General features: G+C 44.7%; 22 protein-coding genes. 14 read left to right on the top strand and 8 right to left on the bottom strand.

Features of this window, described 5'->3' with window-relative positions:
- The first annotated feature begins 2 nt into the window (after nucleotides 1-2).
- The 11 genes from V7R55_RS08085 (at nucleotide 3) to mgtE (ending at nucleotide 8,412) form a co-directional block, all read left to right on the top strand.
- Complete coding sequence (locus V7R55_RS08085; protein WP_334058937.1) at nucleotides 3-983, top strand: KpsF/GutQ family sugar-phosphate isomerase; 981 nt, start codon at nucleotides 3-5, stop codon at nucleotides 981-983.
- A complete protein-coding gene (kdsC, locus tag V7R55_RS08090; RefSeq protein WP_334058938.1) occupies nucleotides 984-1,532 on the top strand; it encodes a 3-deoxy-manno-octulosonate-8-phosphatase KdsC in 549 nt (182 codons plus the stop codon). It begins immediately after the preceding gene.
- Nucleotides 1,529-2,107 carry an LPS export ABC transporter periplasmic protein LptC gene (lptC, locus tag V7R55_RS08095; protein WP_334058940.1) on the top strand — a complete coding sequence of 193 codons (579 nt, stop codon included), beginning with the start codon at nucleotides 1,529-1,531 and terminating at the stop codon, nucleotides 2,105-2,107. Before kdsC ends, lptC begins: the two co-directional genes overlap by 4 nt.
- Nucleotides 2,076-2,621, top strand: a complete 546-nt coding sequence (lptA, locus tag V7R55_RS08100; RefSeq protein WP_334058942.1) for a lipopolysaccharide transport periplasmic protein LptA — start codon at nucleotides 2,076-2,078, stop codon at nucleotides 2,619-2,621. Before lptC ends, lptA begins: the two co-directional genes overlap by 32 nt.
- A 2-nt stretch (nucleotides 2,622-2,623) precedes the next feature.
- The gene (gene lptB / locus V7R55_RS08105) at nucleotides 2,624-3,349 is read left to right on the top strand and encodes an LPS export ABC transporter ATP-binding protein (RefSeq protein ID WP_334058944.1); all 726 of its coding nucleotides are present in this window, start codon (nucleotides 2,624-2,626) and stop codon (nucleotides 3,347-3,349) included.
- Nucleotides 3,350-3,422: 73 nt separating this feature from the next.
- Complete coding sequence (locus tag V7R55_RS08110; RefSeq protein ID WP_334058946.1) at nucleotides 3,423-4,904, top strand: RNA polymerase factor sigma-54; 1,482 nt, start codon at nucleotides 3,423-3,425, stop codon at nucleotides 4,902-4,904.
- 30 nt (nucleotides 4,905-4,934) lie between these two features.
- Nucleotides 4,935-5,222, top strand: coding sequence for a ribosome hibernation promoting factor (gene hpf / locus V7R55_RS08115; protein ID WP_012517338.1), 288 nt, complete (start codon nucleotides 4,935-4,937; stop codon nucleotides 5,220-5,222).
- A 13-nt stretch (nucleotides 5,223-5,235) separates the two neighbouring features.
- Nucleotides 5,236-5,679, top strand: coding sequence for a PTS IIA-like nitrogen regulatory protein PtsN (gene ptsN / locus V7R55_RS08120; protein WP_334058948.1), 444 nt, complete (start codon nucleotides 5,236-5,238; stop codon nucleotides 5,677-5,679).
- A gap of 83 nt (nucleotides 5,680-5,762) precedes the next feature.
- Nucleotides 5,763-6,608, top strand: a complete 846-nt coding sequence (gene rapZ / locus V7R55_RS08125; RefSeq protein ID WP_334058950.1) for an RNase adapter RapZ — start codon at nucleotides 5,763-5,765, stop codon at nucleotides 6,606-6,608.
- The gene (locus V7R55_RS08130) at nucleotides 6,608-6,880 is read left to right on the top strand and encodes an HPr family phosphocarrier protein (protein WP_334058952.1); all 273 of its coding nucleotides are present in this window, start codon (nucleotides 6,608-6,610) and stop codon (nucleotides 6,878-6,880) included. Before rapZ ends, V7R55_RS08130 begins: the two co-directional genes overlap by 1 nt.
- Nucleotides 6,881-7,053: 173 nt before the next feature.
- Complete coding sequence (mgtE, locus tag V7R55_RS08135) at nucleotides 7,054-8,412, top strand: magnesium transporter (RefSeq protein WP_334058954.1); 1,359 nt, start codon at nucleotides 7,054-7,056, stop codon at nucleotides 8,410-8,412.
- A 92-nt stretch (nucleotides 8,413-8,504) separates the two neighbouring features.
- Here mgtE and V7R55_RS08140 read toward each other — a convergent pair whose 3' ends face one another.
- Nucleotides 8,505-9,257 (bottom strand): response regulator transcription factor, encoded by a 753-nt coding sequence (locus V7R55_RS08140; protein ID WP_334058956.1) that lies wholly within the window; start codon nucleotides 9,255-9,257, stop codon nucleotides 8,505-8,507.
- A 222-nt stretch (nucleotides 9,258-9,479) separates the two neighbouring features.
- On the opposite strand from V7R55_RS08140, the gene V7R55_RS08145 reads away from it, so the two are divergent.
- The gene (locus tag V7R55_RS08145; protein ID WP_334058958.1) at nucleotides 9,480-10,295 is read left to right on the top strand and encodes a spondin domain-containing protein; all 816 of its coding nucleotides are present in this window, start codon (nucleotides 9,480-9,482) and stop codon (nucleotides 10,293-10,295) included.
- Between the two features lie 12 nt (nucleotides 10,296-10,307).
- Complete coding sequence (locus V7R55_RS08150) at nucleotides 10,308-11,165, top strand: spondin domain-containing protein (RefSeq protein ID WP_334058959.1); 858 nt, start codon at nucleotides 10,308-10,310, stop codon at nucleotides 11,163-11,165.
- Nucleotides 11,166-11,440: 275 nt separating this feature from the next.
- On the opposite strand, the gene V7R55_RS08155 is transcribed toward V7R55_RS08150, so the two are convergent.
- From V7R55_RS08155 to rplM, 7 genes are all read right to left on the bottom strand, one after another.
- Entirely contained in the window at nucleotides 11,441-11,914 is a 474-nt protein-coding gene (locus V7R55_RS08155) for a ClpXP protease specificity-enhancing factor (protein ID WP_334058961.1), read from the bottom strand.
- Nucleotides 11,911-12,543, bottom strand: coding sequence for a stringent starvation protein SspA (sspA, locus tag V7R55_RS08160; RefSeq protein ID WP_334058963.1), 633 nt, complete (start codon nucleotides 12,541-12,543; stop codon nucleotides 11,911-11,913). Before sspA ends, V7R55_RS08155 begins: the two co-directional genes overlap by 4 nt.
- A 167-nt stretch (nucleotides 12,544-12,710) precedes the next feature.
- Entirely contained in the window at nucleotides 12,711-13,445 is a 735-nt protein-coding gene (locus V7R55_RS08165) for a cytochrome c1 (protein ID WP_334058965.1), read from the bottom strand.
- Complete coding sequence (locus V7R55_RS08170; RefSeq protein ID WP_025256466.1) at nucleotides 13,442-14,707, bottom strand: cytochrome b; 1,266 nt, start codon at nucleotides 14,705-14,707, stop codon at nucleotides 13,442-13,444. The genes V7R55_RS08165 and V7R55_RS08170 overlap by 4 nt, the downstream gene beginning before the upstream one ends.
- Before the next feature lies 1 nt (nucleotide 14,708).
- Nucleotides 14,709-15,341 carry a ubiquinol-cytochrome c reductase iron-sulfur subunit gene (gene petA, locus V7R55_RS08175; protein WP_025256467.1) on the bottom strand — a complete coding sequence of 211 codons (633 nt, stop codon included), beginning with the start codon at nucleotides 15,339-15,341 and terminating at the stop codon, nucleotides 14,709-14,711.
- 436 nt (nucleotides 15,342-15,777) lie between these two features.
- Nucleotides 15,778-16,170 (bottom strand): 30S ribosomal protein S9, encoded by a 393-nt coding sequence (gene rpsI, locus V7R55_RS08180; protein WP_334058970.1) that lies wholly within the window; start codon nucleotides 16,168-16,170, stop codon nucleotides 15,778-15,780.
- 12 nt (nucleotides 16,171-16,182) lie between these two features.
- A complete protein-coding gene (gene rplM / locus V7R55_RS08185) occupies nucleotides 16,183-16,611 on the bottom strand; it encodes a 50S ribosomal protein L13 (protein WP_012517329.1) in 429 nt (142 codons plus the stop codon).
- Nucleotides 16,612-16,883: 272 nt separating this feature from the next.
- Here rplM and V7R55_RS08190 point away from each other — a divergent pair, with 272 nt between their 5' ends.
- Nucleotides 16,884-17,774, top strand: a complete 891-nt coding sequence (locus tag V7R55_RS08190; protein ID WP_334058972.1) for a hypothetical protein — start codon at nucleotides 16,884-16,886, stop codon at nucleotides 17,772-17,774.
- The last annotated feature ends 20 nt before the right edge of the window (nucleotides 17,775-17,794 follow it).

Here is a 17,794-nt window from a genome sequence, read left to right on the forward strand (position 1 = left end):
TCATGAATACACAAACTCAGATGCACTATATCGAATCGGCAAAGCGTGTTATCGACATTGAAACGCAGGCTATTGCCAATCTTGCAGAGCGCTTAAACGAGCACTTTATCAACGCATGTAACATTCTTTTCTCATGCGAAGGCAAAGTGGTTGTAAGCGGTATGGGAAAATCTGGCCATATTGGCAATAAAATTGCCGCTACCCTTGCGAGTACCGGGACACCGGCCTTTTTCATGCATCCCGGCGAGGCTAACCACGGCGATTTAGGCATGCTGAGTAAAGGAGATGTGCTATTAGCCATTTCTAATTCTGGTGAAACCAATGAATTAGTTAACCTGCTGCCCGTTGTTAAGCGCTTAGGCATTAAAGTGGTAGCAATGACCAATAGTGCCGATAGCTCGTTGGGTCAACACGCAGATGTAGTACTTGATATAAGCGTTGAAAAAGAAGCCTGTTCGTTAGGTCTTGCCCCTACATCAAGTACAACAGCCACACTGGTTATGGGTGATGCCCTTGCGGTAGCACTGCTCGACCAAAAAGGCTTTACCTCAGACGATTTTGCACTATCACACCCTGGCGGTAGCTTAGGCAGAAAACTGCTGCTAAAGGTGAGCGATATTATGCTTAGCGGCAGCGACATTCCGTTGGTGAATCTACATTCATCTGTCGCTGAAGCGCTTTTGGAAATTTCCAAAAAAGGCTTGGGCATGACAGGGGTCATCGACTCAGATGGTTCGTTAACGGGCGTATTTACTGATGGTGATTTACGCCGAATACTCGACGCTCGTATAGATGTGCACAATGCAACAGTAGAAGACGTGATGACCAAAGGCGGCAAAACAACCACCGCAGATCAGCTAGCTGTAGAAGCCCTAAACCTAATGGAAACCCATAAAATAAGCGCATTGATGGTTACCGATGAAAAGCGCAACCCTGTCGGAGCCTTCAACATGCACATGCTTTTGAAAGCGGGAGTACTCTAAATGAAGACGACTCTATACACTGATCTAGAACAGGCACTTTATGAGCAGTTGGCGCACATAAAGCTTCTAGTATGTGACGTGGATGGCGTATTCTCAGACGGCCGTATTTACTTAGGTAATGACGGAGAAGAGCTTAAAGCTTTTCACACCCGCGATGGATATGGCGTAAAAGCGCTTGTAAGTAATGGCGTTAATGTCGCTGTAATAACAGGACGACGCTCAGCAATTGTAGAAAATAGAATGAAGGCGCTAAACGTAGCGCACATTATTCAAGGCGAGGAAAACAAAGCAGACGCGCTTGCCGGGTTAATGAAAAGCCTTGGGTTAAGCCAAAGAGAAGTTGCCGCCGTAGGTGATGACATGCCCGATACTGGTATGTACCAACATGTAGCGGTAAAAATTGCAGTCGCTGATGCTCATCCTTTCGTTGCAAAACAAGCGAACTGGATCACCACACTGCCGGGTGGCTTTGGCGCAGTCCGAGAAATATCGGATACCATCTTGCAAGCTAAGGGCGTGGCAAACGATATTTTCGGAGCTAGTGTATGAGCCAATTTGGCTTCAATCGCTTGGGTTTAAGCATATCGGCGCTATTTATCTTAGCGCTGTTGATGTATGTCCCAACTTGGATGGAAGAGCAGCCTGAGACGCAAGGTAGCAGTCAAAATGATGCGCTTAAGCCTGCATATAAGGCAAAAAACTTAACTACAACCTTGTACAACCAAGACGGCGAGTTAAATCACAAAGTCTTTGCAGAGTCTATGGAACACTACGACCAATTGGGTTTCGTGTTATTTCAGCAGCCTAAATATACTCTTTATACAGAGAGTGCAACATCACCTTGGGTTGTGACTGCGCAGGAAGGAACGCTGTATAACAATGAGTTAATTCAGCTTGAAGATAGCGTTGTTATTGAAAATAAAACCAGCGATGATTTTGTCAAAAGCTTATCCACCGAATACATCCAAATAAATTTAAACACGAAACAAATGACATCTGATCAACCCGTTGAGATACTGGGTACGCAATACCTTATTTTAAGCAATGGGTTTAACGCGAATTTACGCACACAAGAATACGAGCTTTTAGATCATGTACAAACCACTTATTCCCCTAGCAACTAGCTTTCTACTTGCCATCGCTAGCGGTGCGGTACAAGCCAGTGAAGAAGATTTTTCACAGCCCATTAAAATAGGGTCAAATACCCAGTTTATTGATGGTAAAAACAAAACGGCTCTGTACAAGGAAGACGTGCTGATTACTCAAGGTTCACTCCTCATTGAAGCGGATGAAGTAGAAGTTATTGCTACTGATGGCAGCGGCCGAGAAATATTTATCGCCCGAGGGAACCCAGCAAGCTACTCTCAATCATTAGAAGACGGTACACCGGTATCAGCCAAAGCTAATGAAATTCGCTATGAGGTGGTTAATCGCACTATTTCTCTGGCGGGTAATGCCGAACTACAGCAAGATTCTAGTAAAGTACAAGGGGATAAAATTACGTTCGATATGATTACTGAACAATTGCTTGCAACAGGTGGCGCCGGTGAAAATGGTGAAGGTCGAGTAACAACAGTGTTTACTCCTGACACTATTCGTAAAACGTCGTCTAAGAAAGACAACGAGGGCAATGAATAGCAATGGCAACTTTGAGCGCTAAAAACCTTGCTAAATCGTATAAATCGCGACAAGTCGTTCGCGATGTGAGTCTTTCAGTTTCTACTGGGCAAATTGTCGGTCTTCTTGGCCCAAATGGTGCTGGTAAGACCACCACTTTTTACATGATTGTGGGCTTGGTCAACCTAGACAAAGGCAAGATTGAAATTGATGATAGTGAGCTTACTCATCAGCCAATGCATGAGCGCGCACGCCGCGGTATAGGCTACCTTCCGCAAGAAGCGTCAATTTTTAGAAAGCTTACGGTACATGAAAATATCATGGCCATTTTGCAAACCCGTAAAGATTTAAATTCACAACAGCAGGAAGAAGAAGCGGACGCACTACTTGATGAATTTAATATCAACCATATACGTAATAGTACGGGAATGAGTTTGTCAGGGGGAGAACGGCGTCGCGTAGAGATTGCTCGCGCTCTGGCAGCAAAACCACAATTTATTTTGTTAGACGAACCATTTGCCGGTGTTGATCCAATATCAGTTAATGATATAAAGAAGATAATACAGCATCTGCGAGATAGGGGTATTGGTATCCTTATCACGGACCATAACGTACGTGAAACATTGGATGTTTGCGAAAAAGCGTACATTGTGAGTCATGGCGAGCTTATTGCGCAAGGAACTGCGGAACAGGTTTTAAGTAATCAAAAAGTAAGGGACGTATACCTAGGCGAACAATTCAGGCTATAGTTAGTGTAACCGAATTGTCATTTTTCAGTTTCGCTCTGGTATATTTAATTTAGAGCATTTAAATAAGACGTAGATGAAACCATCTTTACAGCTAAAATTTAGCCAACAACTTACCATGACACCTCAGCTGCAGCAGGCTATTAAGCTGCTGCAGCTTTCTACGCTTGATCTCCAGCAAGAGATTCAAGAAGCGCTCGACTCTAATCCGCTTTTAGAAGTGGAAGAAGGTAGCGACGAGCCACAAGTAGAAAAGAACAATGTCGATAGTGACGATAGCGCTGCTGAAGCGACAGCTTCTGCATCAAGCGACACGCTAGAAGCAGGAGATGCACTGGAGAAGAACGACCTTCCCGATGAGCTGCCTATCGACAGCACCTGGGACGAGTACTACTCCGCCTCTTCTGCGCCTGCGCCTGGCCCGTCTAATGATGACGAACAAATCTTCCAAGGTGAAACTACCGAAGACATCCAAGAGCATTTGCTTTGGCAAATGCGCCTGACTCATTTTTCAGATACTGACCGCGCTATTGCCACAGCTATTATCGACTCAATTGACGAGTCGGGTTATCTAACCGTAACCCTTGACGATATCTTAGAAGCGGTTAATGACGATGACTTAGAAGAGCCTATCGAGATGGACGAAATCGAATGTGTGCTTAAGCGCATTCAGATGTTCGACCCCATTGGTTCGGGTTCCCGTAACCCTCAGGAATGTCTTATGGTGCAATTGCGCCAGTTCTCGGACGACACCCCTTGGCTCACTGAAGCAAAGCAGCTTATCGAGGAATATTCGGACTTACTGAGCAGTAAAGACTACCGCACGCTTATGCGTAAGAGCCGATTGAAAGAGGATCAGCTACGCGAAGCAATGCGTTTACTTCAAACCTTGAATCCTCGTCCAGGTAGTGCTTTAGTTACTAAAGAGCCTGAGTATGTCATACCTGATGTTTCAGTAACTAAGAAAAATGGCCGTTGGGTGGTTGAACTGAACCCTGACAGCCTGCCTAAACTAAGCGTAAACCAACAGTATGCTGCGATGAGTCGCCGTGCTAAGAACAGTAGCGATTCACAATTCATCCGCTCGCACATGCAAGAGGCTAAGTGGTTCATAAAGAGCCTTGAATCTCGTAACGATACCTTGATGAAGGTTGCAAATTGCATTGTGCAGCAACAAATGGGCTTTTTTGAGCACGGCCCGGAAATGATGAAACCAATGGTGCTAAATGATGTCGCAGAAATGGTAGATATGCACGAATCCACTATTTCACGTGTGACAACGCAAAAATACATGCATACGCCCCGTGGTATCTTCGAGTTGAAGTATTTCTTTTCAAGCCACGTTGCAACCGAGTCAGGTGGTGAATGTTCATCCACAGCGATTCGTGCATTGATCAAGAAGTTAGTGGCTGCGGAAAATCCTAGCAAGCCGCTAAGTGATAGCAAGATTGCTTCGTTGTTGGCCGAGCAAGGCATAAAAGTCGCTCGGCGAACAATAGCAAAATACCGGGAATCGTTATCGATCCCGCCGTCGAACCAACGCAAAAGCCTTATCTAACCGGGCTTAATAATATAAGGAAGACGAAATATGCAAATCAACCTTACTGGTCATCATGTCGAAATCACCGACTCTTTGCGTAATTATGTCGATACGAAGTTCAGCAAACTTGAACGTCACTTTGATCACATTTCTAATGTGCATGTCATCCTGAACGTTGAAAAATTAAATCAAAAAGCTGAAGCGACTGTTCATTTAAGTGGCGCTGAAGTATTCGCATCCTCAGAAAATACCGACATGTATGCGGCGATTGACAGCATGGTTGATAAACTCGACCGGCAGGTAATCAAGCATAAGGAAAAACTGAAAAAACATTAGTAGTTAATTAAGCATGGATATACAAGCCATCGTAAGTCTGGACCGCACCGAGTGTGCGGTTCAGTGTAATAGTAAAAAGCGAATTCTTGAGATCATCGCTGATATCGCTGCCAAGCATAACGATAACATCGACCAGGCAACGGTTCTAAATAGCTTGATGGCTCGAGAACGTATGGGTAGTACGGGTATTGGAAACGGCATAGCACTGCCTCACGGTCGCCTGGCTGGCCTTGATAAGGTGATAGCAATTGTTGTAACCAGCACGCCTGCTATCAACTTCGATGCCCTAGATGAAAAGCCTGTAGATATTTTTTTTGCACTTCTCGTTCCCGAAGAGCAAACCGAAGGACACCTTCAAACATTAGCTACCGTTGCTGGCAAGCTAAGCGACAAAGAAACCATTAAAACAATACGACGTGCAACAAACAGCGACGAAATTATTTCTGCATTAAGTTAGACAATAAGCGCTTAAACATTATAGGCAGGCGCTTAAATCAACAACGCGTATGTGATGAAACCAGAATATAAGGGAGAGTTTAGGTGAAGCTGATCATAATCAGTGGTCGTTCAGGGTCTGGTAAGTCTGTCGCACTTCGCGCATTAGAAGACTTAGGTTATTACTGTGTTGATAATATCCCAGTTAATTTGCTTCCTACCCTTACCCATACTGTTGTTGATGAATACGATCAAGTTGCGGTAAGTATTGACGTAAGAAACTTACCCAAAAATCCTGATGATTTGGTAGAGATTCTAGACTACCTGCCTTCTTCTTGGTCTATGACTATAGTGTACATCGACGCAAGCGATGATGTACTGGTTAAGCGGTTTAGCGAAACGCGCCGTCTTCACCCTTTAGCCAAGCTAAATAAGTCTCTCTCAGAAGCTATTAGAGCAGAGTCTGCGCTGCTCGCTCCTATTACTGAGCGCGCTGATTTGTACTTAGATACAGACAAGCTAACAATACACCAACTCGCAGAGCTGATCCGAGAACGTATCCTAGGTAAAAAGAGCTCTCGCCTTGTACTGGTGTTTGAGTCATTTGGCTTTAAACATGGCATACCCAAAGATGCCGATTATGTTTTTGATGCGCGCTTTCTACCAAACCCTCATTGGGAAACGGACCTTAGACACCTCACTGGATTAGATGCCCCCGTTGAGGTGTTTTTAGGCTCACAACCCGTAGTGACCAAGTTTATTTGGCAAATTCAAAATTTAATGACCACATGGCTTCCCCATTTAGAACGCAACAATAGAAGCTATGTGACTGTGGCTATCGGCTGCACTGGCGGCCAACACCGCTCTGTCTATATTGCCCAAACCTTGTCAAAAACCTTCGGCGAAATACACCCTGATGTGCAAATTCGTCACAGAGAGCTCAACCAATAATGACTATCAAAAAAACACTTACTATCGTCAATAAATTGGGGTTACACGCCAGAGCTGCCACGCAACTGGTACAGCTGGCTAATCAATTTGATGCCAAAATCATTTTGAAAAAAGGTGATAAAGAAGCAGACGCTAGCAGCGTTTTAGGCTTAATGATGTTGGAGAGTCATCAGGGCGAACAGGTCGATGTTATTGTTGATGGTGATGACGCAGCCGACGCACTTGCAGCTATTGAAGAGCTGATTGAAGGTAAATTTAACGAAGACGAATAGCGGTAAGTCAACTTCCCTTTGCTGAATTAATCAACAGTTAGCACTGTTAAGTAAAATTCTCTTGTAGAACCTACGCAATTATCATGACAGACTTAATATAATTGCGATATTCTACACATACTTAGGCTACACAGCTTCTATTTTCAATCTCAGCATAGTAGGAATAACGCCTTATGGCAGAAGCGCTTGTTTCTAAATACGTACAAACACAGTTACGCGCTCTTAACGCTGCATTGATCAACGGTCAATTTGTCTCTGTACGTAAACTTCTGCTTGAACTTCCCCCCTCTGATGTTGCCCATATTCTTGAATCTAGCCCTAGCAGGACTCGCGATGAGTTGTGGGAGCTGATTGATAGCGATTTTCACGGTGACATTTTAGAAGAACTGTCTGACGATGTTCGAAACGGTATTATAACAAAGATGCTTCCCGCCAATGTGGTTGACGCACTTGAAGAGATGGATACCGATGACTTAGCAGAAACGCTAAGCAGCCTTCCTGAACCTGTGTTAGCAGACATTCTCGACTCAATGGATGCACAAGATCGCGTGCGTGCAGAGCAAGCACTGTCTTATGGTGAGGAAACCGCTGGTTTCATCATGAACACCGATACCATTACCTTGCGTCCTGACGTTACCATTGATGTAGTTCTGCGCTACATTCGTTTAAAAGGTGAGTTGCCGGAAAATACAGATACCTTTTATGTGGTAAATAGAACCGATAACCTTGTTGGCATTGTTCCTGTCACCCGTCTACTCACCGCAGATACCGACGAAAAAGTGTCTGATGTCATGGACGAAGAATCGGAAGCCATACCGGTGCACATGCCTGACGATGAAGTGGCTAGCCTATTTGAGCGTTACAACTGGCTTTCGGCACCGGTAGTTGATGAAAACAATCGTCTAGTAGGACGAATTACCATTGATGATGTAGTTGATATCATTCGTGAAGACGCTGAGCACTCTATGATGAGTATGGCCGGTCTCGATGATGATGAAGATACCTTTGCACCTGTTATGCAAAGTACTAAACGTCGGTCCGTATGGCTGGCCGTTAACCTTGTCACTGCGCTAATGGCTGCGATGGTAAGTGATTTATTCGAAGCCACGTTAAGTCAACTTGCCGTGTTAGCTATCTTAAATACCATAGTACCGAGCATGGGCGGCGTTGCTGGTAACCAAACCCTAACGCTAGTTATCCGCGGTATGGCGCTCGGACATGTTAATGCCAGTAACTCGCGCTGGCTTATTAGTAAAGAAATTTCTATTGGCTTTTTAAATGGTGCTATTTGGGCGGTGCTTATTGCCTCTGTCATCGCCCTCTGGAAGCGGGACTACATGCTGGGTGTCATTATTGCCTTTGCTATGATGGTAAACATGATTGCGGCGGCACTTGCGGGCGCAACCCTCCCCATGATCATGAAGCGTCTAAAAATAGACCCTGCGCTTGCCGGTAGCGTTATACTCACCACTATCACTGACGTGGTTGGTATTTTTGCTTTCTTAGGCACGGCGACCCTGTTTTTAATTTAAGTATATTGGCTCTACTAAAATTAAATAAGGTGTGATTTGTGTCTGCATCATTTTGCATGTGCGCTAAGGGCTTTTTAAACGCTAAGGGCTTCTTAAGCGCTAAGGGCTTTGGCGATATAACCATGAATATTAAGCTTGTACCCTACTCCCCAAACGGTTTGTACTAGCTGGCCACCATTTTTAATACTGTTAACTTTATCAAGTTTAGTGCGCAGTCTGTTGATATGGGTGTTTACTGTGTGTTCATAGCCTTCATGGTTATACCCCCACACCTCACTAAGTAGCTGATTGCGAGAAAAGACCTGATTAGGGTGGCGACAGAAATAATTCAACAAGGTAAATTCTCGTGCCGTTAGTGCTAGCACTTGCCCGTTTATTGTCACGCTGTGATACCTTTGGTCTACTTGAAGCGGGCCTATTTCAATGCGCTCGTCGCCACTATCAACAACTCTCGAACCATCTAAATTCGGCATACTTCTGCGCATGTGAGAGCGAATTCGCGCTGAAAACATCCGTTCATCGTAAGGTCCAGAAACATAATCATCTACCCCGGCTTCATAGTAGTTAGCTTCATCGACCCCTTCGTCTCTTTCACTTGGTGTGGTCACATCGCTTTCAACAGCAACAACCCAACTTTCAGAATTGCTATCAACTAAGCTCTTTATACGCTGTAAGCACGTAATGCATCGATGTGATTCGACAATAATGAGAGAATAGCGCTGCGCTTTTAGCAGTGACTCTGCTGATTGAAAGTTAGAGACTGCATCGTGTAGAAAGCTATGCTTACTTAAGCAATGCGATATATATTGTTGAAACTTATTTCCGCTGTAGATGATAAGGATCATATCTCGCTCCTATTTTGCCGATAAACAACAAGACCAGAGCGTTTAAGTTTTTATTTCACATAAACAACAATTTTCTATTGAAAAATTAGAACTAAAAATTTCTAACAAAATTGTTATTTATCGAGACAAATCTGTGTGCTTTTTGTGATATTTCCGTGATGAATTAAGCATTTTAGTGCCCTAAATTTTTATGCGAATTAAGTCATAAATAAGGACAACAAAATGAAATTCTCTAATCTTGCTAGCGCAACCCTACTGTCGCTCGCATCTATATCAGCAAGCCAAGCCGTTACTCTAGAGCTCGAAATTACTAATTTAACCCAAGCGCAAAGCTTTACCCCCCGCTTGGTTGTTGCACACGATGAAACCGTAGACGCTTTTGAAGTCGGCCAGCCAGCATCCTCGGCATTAGCCTGGCTTGCTGAAGCAGGTGTAATTGACGACGAGCAAAACGCAGACTCCAGCGGTGCAAACTTTGAAGCACTTTTAGGCCCTGTTGATACCGACAATGGCTCAAATACATGGCATCGTTTTGGTGGTCTTCTTGCGCCAAAAGCAACGCTTAGTTACGAATTCAATACTATGGACAAGCCTTACCTTTCACTCTTGTCTATGTTGATACCTACTAACGATGCTTTTGTTGGTATGGACAGCGTTGAAATTCCAACAGAACCGGGCACTTACACGTATTATCTCAATGCATACGACGCAGGTACTGAGTTAAACGATGAGCTAAATAGTGCTCGTACTGACGTCGTTGAAGCCGGTACAGGAAATGCGCTAGGGGGTTATGGTGTTCCTGGCGTTGCTGGCGGCGGTGCGCCTACTCGTATCGTTGACTTAGGTACGGGCGGCACAGGTGTGGGGGCACAGGTAGTTAATGGTGAAATAGAAGATGGTGAAGATGGTCCGGTACACATTCACCGTAATGCGCTTGGTGACACCGACAATGCTTCAGGTGCAAGTGATTTAGACTCAACTGTACACCGTTGGTTAAACCCCGTTGCACGTGTTGTTATAACTGTTCCTGCATCCTAAGGAGCCATTACAATGACTAATCCAATAGTAAAACTCAGTACGTTATTAATGCTATCCGCTCTTTTAGCGGCGTGCGGCGATGATGGTGATACAGGACCTCAGGGGCCAGCGGGTCCTCAGGGTGAAGCTGGAGTCGACGGTCAAGATGGTGCCGATGGTGACGACGGCCAAGACGGTTCGGACGGTCAAGACGGTATCAACGGTAATTCTGCAGTTTACACGGTTCAAATTACTAATTTGACCTATTCCCAACCCTTTGCACCTGCAGCTGTCATCTTGCATGAACCAGGCTTTTATTCTTTTGAAGAAGGCGCACCTGCCAGTATGGGCATTGAAATCATGGCTGAAGGCGGTGATCCGTCGATGGTAATCAGTGAAGCAACAGAATCTACTGACTTTTTAGATGCGCTAAGTTCAGAGGGAATACTGGGCCCACGCTCAATGGGTACAGAATTAACATTAGTCGTACCTGAGTTAGATGCGGACGACCTGCGCCTTACAGTTACGACCATGTTGGTTAATACCAACGATGCGTTTACTGGCTTAAATGCAGCTAACGTAAGTAACATGGCAGTGGGTGATGCGAAAACATTCATGACAGTGACCTGGGACGCCGGTACAGAGGCCAACACAGAAACAGCAGCAACTATGCCTGGCCCCGCCGCAGGAGCAGCAGGTGGTGGTGGAGAAGCCGCAGGTTATGACGTAGTAAGGGACGACCTCGCAGATGCAGTAAGGCTTCATCAAGGTGTGGTAACTAGCGCAAACGCGAATGACCCTAGCCGTGAAGGGTTGTCAACGTCTGTACTAACCGAAGCCCATCGCTTTGATTTTCCGACAAGTCGTATTGTGATAACGCGAACTCGTTAATAGATCTATAGCGAATCAGCGACTTTAGCGCCCTATTACCTATAAGTAATGGGGTGTTTTCGTATCTATCAGGACAAAAGTTTTGTAGTCAGAAACTTAATTGCGAGAGGTAATAGATAAGCTTCGAATTGAGAAGTAACACATTAGATAGGGTGAATAAAAAGATAATAGCTGGCTTTGCTTTAGCGAATAGCTTTGCAAAACCAGACTACGTCAATACACTGAAAGTTTTTAGAGAGCGGCCATGCATATGGCCCAGTTAGCTACTTAATTAGCTACTTAATAACCTTTAGGCTAGGCTTGCCCTTTTTAGGGGGAACAGGCGCATCTTGAACATCGCTAGAATCAGCGTCTTCCAGCGGCGTTGGCCCGCTCGGTTGAGACACATCTTCAGGTGTTTCAGTGCGCTCTTGCTGTGCGCGAGCTATGTCTTCTTCAGTAGCAAATACCGTACCTGCGCCGTTTTCCCTTGCGTAAATAGCCATTACCGCTTCACAAGGCATACTTAATCTTCTTGGTTGCCCAGAGAAGCGCGCTTGAAACGATAAGCCGTCTAAGTCGAGAGAGAAGTTAACACAAGCACTTGGCGACACGTTTAAAACGATTTGACCGTCTTTAACGAACTCCTGCGGCACTTCAACTAATTCATTAGTTGCATCAACCACAATGTACGGCGTTAAATCGTTATCAACAATCCACTCATAAAAAGCCCTAAGCAAATAGGGCTGGTTTGACGTCATAGATGTCATAGCGGATTGTGGATCTCACGCTCTTGGTCAGTCAAAGACGCTTTAAATGAGCTGCGCGAGAAAATGCGGTTCATATACGCGTTAATCTCTTTGCTGCCAGCGCCATTTAACTCAATACCTAGCGCAGGAAGACGCCATAGTAGCGGAGCAAGATAGCAATCAACTAAGCTGAATTCTTCACTCATGAAGTAAGGCATTTCACCAAACACAGGCGATAAAGAAAGAAGCGCTTCACGCAGTTCATTGCGCGCTGCTTCAACATCACCTTCGCCACGGAAGATACGGGCAGCAAGCGAGTACCAGTCTTGCTCAATGCGGTGCATCATAAGACGGCTTTGGCCACGTGATACAGGGTAAACCGGCATTAGTGGTGGATGAGGGAAACGCTCATCAAGGTATTCCATGATGATATGCGACTTGTAAAGTACAAGTTCGCGATCAACTAGAGTTGGAACAGTACCGTAAGGGTTAAGCTCCAACAGATCTTCAGACAGGTTGCTAGGATCTGTGTAGCTGATTTCAACACCCACACCTTTTTCTGCCAACACAATGCGCACCTGGTGGCTATAAATATCAATTGTGTCAGAGAACAACGTCATAATAGAACGTTTATTCGCGGCTACGGCCATTCAATTTCCTCCGTCGAGAAACAAGTTTACGCTTACAAACGGTAAGCTTATTACGTTAACTCGTGCTACCTGAACACTCTATACAAAAAGGTTTTCAGGTAGCACGAGTAAATACCAAAAAAGGGGGCGAGAAGCCCCCTTTTCATATTATACATAAATCTGTGCGATTAGTGCACTTCTCGCCAGTATTCTTTCTTCAGTAAGTAAACAAATACAAACAATACTGCGATAAAGATAAGTACCCACTTACCGATTTTGTGAGATTCAAGCTTAGAAGGCTCACCTGTGTACTCTAGGAAGTTCACGATATCGGCAACAGCTTGGTCGTATTCGTCAGGAGACATTGAGCCAGTACCATCTGACTTAATGCCTACATAACGCTTAACCATCTCACCATCAACCATTTGCTCTTCATAAGTACGCGTTGGCGTGCCTTGAAGTGGTTGAAGTACGTGTGGCATACCCACTTCTGGAAATACTGTGTTGTTCACACCAAACGGGCGGCTCTCGTCTACATAGAAAGAACGCAAGTAAGTGTAAATCCAGTCTTCACCACGAACACGAGCAACAAGCGTAAGATCTGGTGGAGCAGCGCCGAACCAGCCAGCAGCGGCTTCTTCAGGCATTGCACGAGTGATGTAGTCAGACACTTTTTCACCCGTGAACTGCAGGTACTCTTGACCTAGTTCGTCAGGAATACCCAAGTCTTGGAATGAACGCTGATAGCGCTGGTACTTCATCGAGTGACAGCCTAAGCAGTAGTTCATGAACAACTGTGCACCACGCTGTAAAGACGCCTTATCGGATAAGTCGATAGGCGCTTTATCAAGGTGTACGTTTCCACCTGCCGCAAGCGCTACGCCAGGTAGGAAGAAGGCTAAAAAGCACATCATTTTTTTCATTTGGAAATCCTCTCTGGCACAGGTTTAGTGTTTTCGTTTTTGCTGTACAAGAACAGTGCTACGAAGAAACCAAAGTACATTACAGTAGCGATTTGCGACGCAATGATTTTCCAGTTTTCTTGTGGGGTACCACCTAGGTAACCTAGGAAGATAAACACAATTGCAAACACGATAAGGTTTACTTTGTGCAGACCACAGCGATAGCGCCATGACTTAACGCGACCACGGTCTAACCAAGGCAGAGCGAACAGCGCAGCAATTGCACCGAACATAGCTAGTACACCGAACAACTTATCAGGTACCGCTTTTAGTACCGCGTAGAACGGCGTGAAGTACCACACTGGGAAGATATGCTCAGGTGTTTTCAACGGGTTAGCAATTTCAAAGTTAGGGTGCTCTAGGAATTTACCGCCCATTTCAGGGGCAAAGAACAACACATAAGTAAATAGCGCTAAGAATATACAGAATGCCACAAGATCTTTAAGTACGATGTGTGGGAAGAACGGCAATACGTCATCAGCAATGTCGTACTTGCTTGTGTAGTATTCATGGATTTCATATTTGGTCTTTTCAGACTCTGGCAGTGAACCTTTCTTGTGCTTAATCGCAATACCATCTGGGTTGTTAGAACCTACTTCGTGTAGCGCGATAATGTGAAGGAACACAAGAATAACGATAACTAAAGGCAACGCAATAACGTGCAATGCGAAGAAACGGTTAAGTGTTGCGCCAGAGATAACGTAGTCACCCTGTAGCCAGATAACCAAATCAGGACCAACAACAGGAATAGCACCAAATAGCGATACGATTACTTGTGCACCCCAGTAAGACATTTGTCCCCAAGGCAGTACATAACCCATAAATGCTTCAGCCATAAGTGCTAGGTAGATAAACATACCAAACACCCACAGAAGCTCACGAGGCTTTTGATAAGAACCGTAAATCATGCCGCGGAACATGTGTAGATATACCACAATAAAGAACGCTGATGCGCCAGTACTGTGCATGTAACGAATGATCCAACCGTAGTCGATCTCACGCATGATGTATTCAACAGAGGCAAACGCGCCTTCTGAAGATGGTACGAAATTCATGGTCAACCAAATACCAGTAACAATTTGGTTTACCAAGACAATAGTAGCTAGAAAACCGAACACATACCAAAAGTTCATGTTCTTTGGAGCGGGATATTGAAGAGCGTGCATATTCGCAACGCGCATCATTGGGATGCGTTCTTCAATCCAACCTAGGAAAGCATTCATATTACACGGCCTCCGCTTCTGAACCGATGATGATGTTATTATCATCAACGAATTGATATGGCGGTACAACTAGGTTTAATGGTGCCGGTACGTTTTGGAATACACGTCCTGCCATATCAAACTTAGAACCGTGGCATGGGCAGAAGAAACCATCTGGCACACCCTCAACCACTTCTTCGAAAGCGCCGTCTTTAAGGTGCTGTGGAGAGCAACCTAGGTGCGTACAGATACCCACTAGAATCAGGTATTCTTCTTTCATCGAACGGAAACGATTTTGAGCAAAAGTAGGTTGCTGCTCAGCTTCAGAGTTAGGATCTTTCAGCTTATCTTCGTGTGTGCCTAGTTCTTCAAGAATCTCAGGCGTACGACGTACAATCCATACAGGCTTGCTTCGCCACATTACACGTACTAATTGTCCAGGCTCAATCCCGCTGATATCTACTTCAACGTCAGCACCGGCTGCTTTCGCTTTGGCGCTTGGATTCCAGGACGCAATAAAAGGCACAGCAGCACCAACGACACCTACACCACCAACTACCGACGTGGCAACGGTCAAGAACCGACGACGAGTGTTGTTTTCTGGCTGGTTTTCATTGTGTGCAGACTCTGTTGCATCTACAGATACATTGCTCATCCACATTTCTCCAGGTTTGGATAATTATGATGTGTAACCCAAGCTTATACTGGTTTTATCACGCTTGCGTCATGCATCATATGGCTTGTCATGACAGCAACGTAACAGCAAAAATTTACTGGTTTACGAGGTCACGAAAGTTTTCAAAATTTTCGACCGCAAATGATAAAAGAAAAGCCCTTATAAACACAAGGTTTTACTGATATTTAAGCGATAATTTAATTCAAAAGGTGTGTTTAGGTTTAGTGAGAGAAAAGCCTAAAATCAAGGTTTTGAAGAATATTTGGCGATATAGCGCGCACAAATTAAACCTTTGTTATGAAATAAATGGCAAGATGAGCTTCAGCGCACTTTAGAATTCGACGCTCTTTGATGAATTATAGGCAATAAAAAACCCGGCATATGCCGGGTTTTTGCAATACAAAAAACGTAAAAATTAACGCTTTGAGAATTGTGGACGCTTACGCGCTTTGTGTAGACCAACTTTCTTACGTTCAACGCGACGTGCGTCACGAGTAACAAAGCCAGCTTTACGAAGTGCTGGGCGTAGTGCTTCATCGTAGTCCATAAGGGCACGAGTAAGACCGTGACGGATTGCACCCGCTTGACCGTTAGAACCACCACCTTTAACAGTGATGTATACGTCAAACTTTTCAGTCATTTCAACAAGTTCAAGTGGCTGACGAACAACCATGCACTCTGTTTCACGACCAAAGTACTCGTCAAGAGCGCGTTGGTTTACTTTAATGCTACCTGTGCCTGGACGTAGGAACACACGAGCAGTAGAACTTTTGCGGCGGCCTGTGCCGTAGTATTGAGTATCTGCCATGTTAATAGCTCCTTAAATGTCCAAAACTTGTGGTTGCTGTGCTGCGTGAGAGTGTTCTGCACCAGCGTAAACTTTCATTTTACGGAACATTGCGCGACCTAGAGGGCCTTTTGGCAACATGCCTTTAACTGCTTTTTCAAGAACCATTTCTGGCTTGTGAGCAATTAGTTTTTCAAAGTTTGTCTCTTTAAGACCACCTGGGTAACCAGAGTGCGCATAGTACATTTTGTCTTGCGCTTTACGGCCTGTTACCGCAACTTTCTCAGCATTGATTACGATGATGTAATCACCAGTGTCCACGTGAGGTGTGTACTCTGGCTTGTGCTTACCACGAAGGCGTAGTGCGATTTCAGAAGCCAAACGGCCTAGAGTTTTGTCTGTGGCGTCTACCACGTACCAGTCACGTTGTACCGTTTCTGGCTTAGCAACAAAAGTTTTCATTTTCAAATTCACCCGAATAATATCGTCGTTACTGATTTCTGAACACCAGAAATCACCTTAAAATCAACACAATGACCCCTTCGAGCCGGCTGATTCTTCCACCTTCCCAAAGGTGGGCGTAACTGGGCAGGGCGCGAATTATACAGGAATTGAAGCAAATGCGAACCCCTAAGAACAAAAAACATGGATAAAATTCCATCATCTGCCGATGACATAGAAACCGATTTGAGGTAACGTCAAAACGTTGTATTTGGAACCGTTGTAAAAACAAAATGAAAATGTCTCGCTTCGTAGCTTCAATGATGATGCTACATACGCTACTTATGGCCAGTGTAAATGCTGAGGAGTTAGTATACACACGTGCGTTTGCCGATGATGATTATGGAAGTTATCACGTAGCTGTACTCAATGCAGTGCTCGCAGCAACACCCGAATACGGTGATGTTGCTTTAATCCCTCACCCCCATCCTATGAGCCAGAGTCGTCAGCTTGTCACTTTGCTAAAAGGCGATGCGGATGTAATGTGGAGTGTCACCAACAGTAACCGAGAGCAGCGTCTTCTGCCCATTAAGTTACCACTGCTGAAAGGTTATTCAGGTTATCGCGTATTGGTGATTAACCCTTCTGAGCAGGCCAGTTTTGCCCAACATACCGGCGAAGCATTAAAGCAATCAACCATGGTTCAAGGCGCAGACTGGCCAGATTTAAATGTACTTAAAGCAAATGGCTATAACGTAAGTGGTGAAGATTGGAGCCTTTGGTTCCATTCTATGTACTCTATGGTAGATAAGGGGCTAGTTGACGCTTTCCCCAGAAATATCATTGAAGTACACCGCGATTTAGAACGCCACAAGGATAAACATGTCTCTTTAGAGCAGTTCCATCTATTAAAATATCCTAACTACGAGTACTTTTTTGTTAGCCCAGATAGCCCTGCCCTCGCGAATAGATTGAGATTAGGTCTTATCAGAATTCTAGACGATGGAGAACTCGAACGTATCTTCGATAGCTTCGAAGGGCACAGAAAAGCAGAAATGCTTGCCGATGCTGAAAGTAGAAAAATTCACGAACTCGGCAACCCAACAATACCTTATAAACTAGATTACGCGCGGTGGGATAAATACAAAGATTTAGCTATACGCGCCCTCGAAAAAGAGATGTAAGAGTAAAACACTAAGTACTT

Source organism: Alteromonas sp. S005, from assembly GCF_036864475.1.
Lineage (GTDB): Bacteria > Pseudomonadota > Gammaproteobacteria > Enterobacterales > Alteromonadaceae > Alteromonas.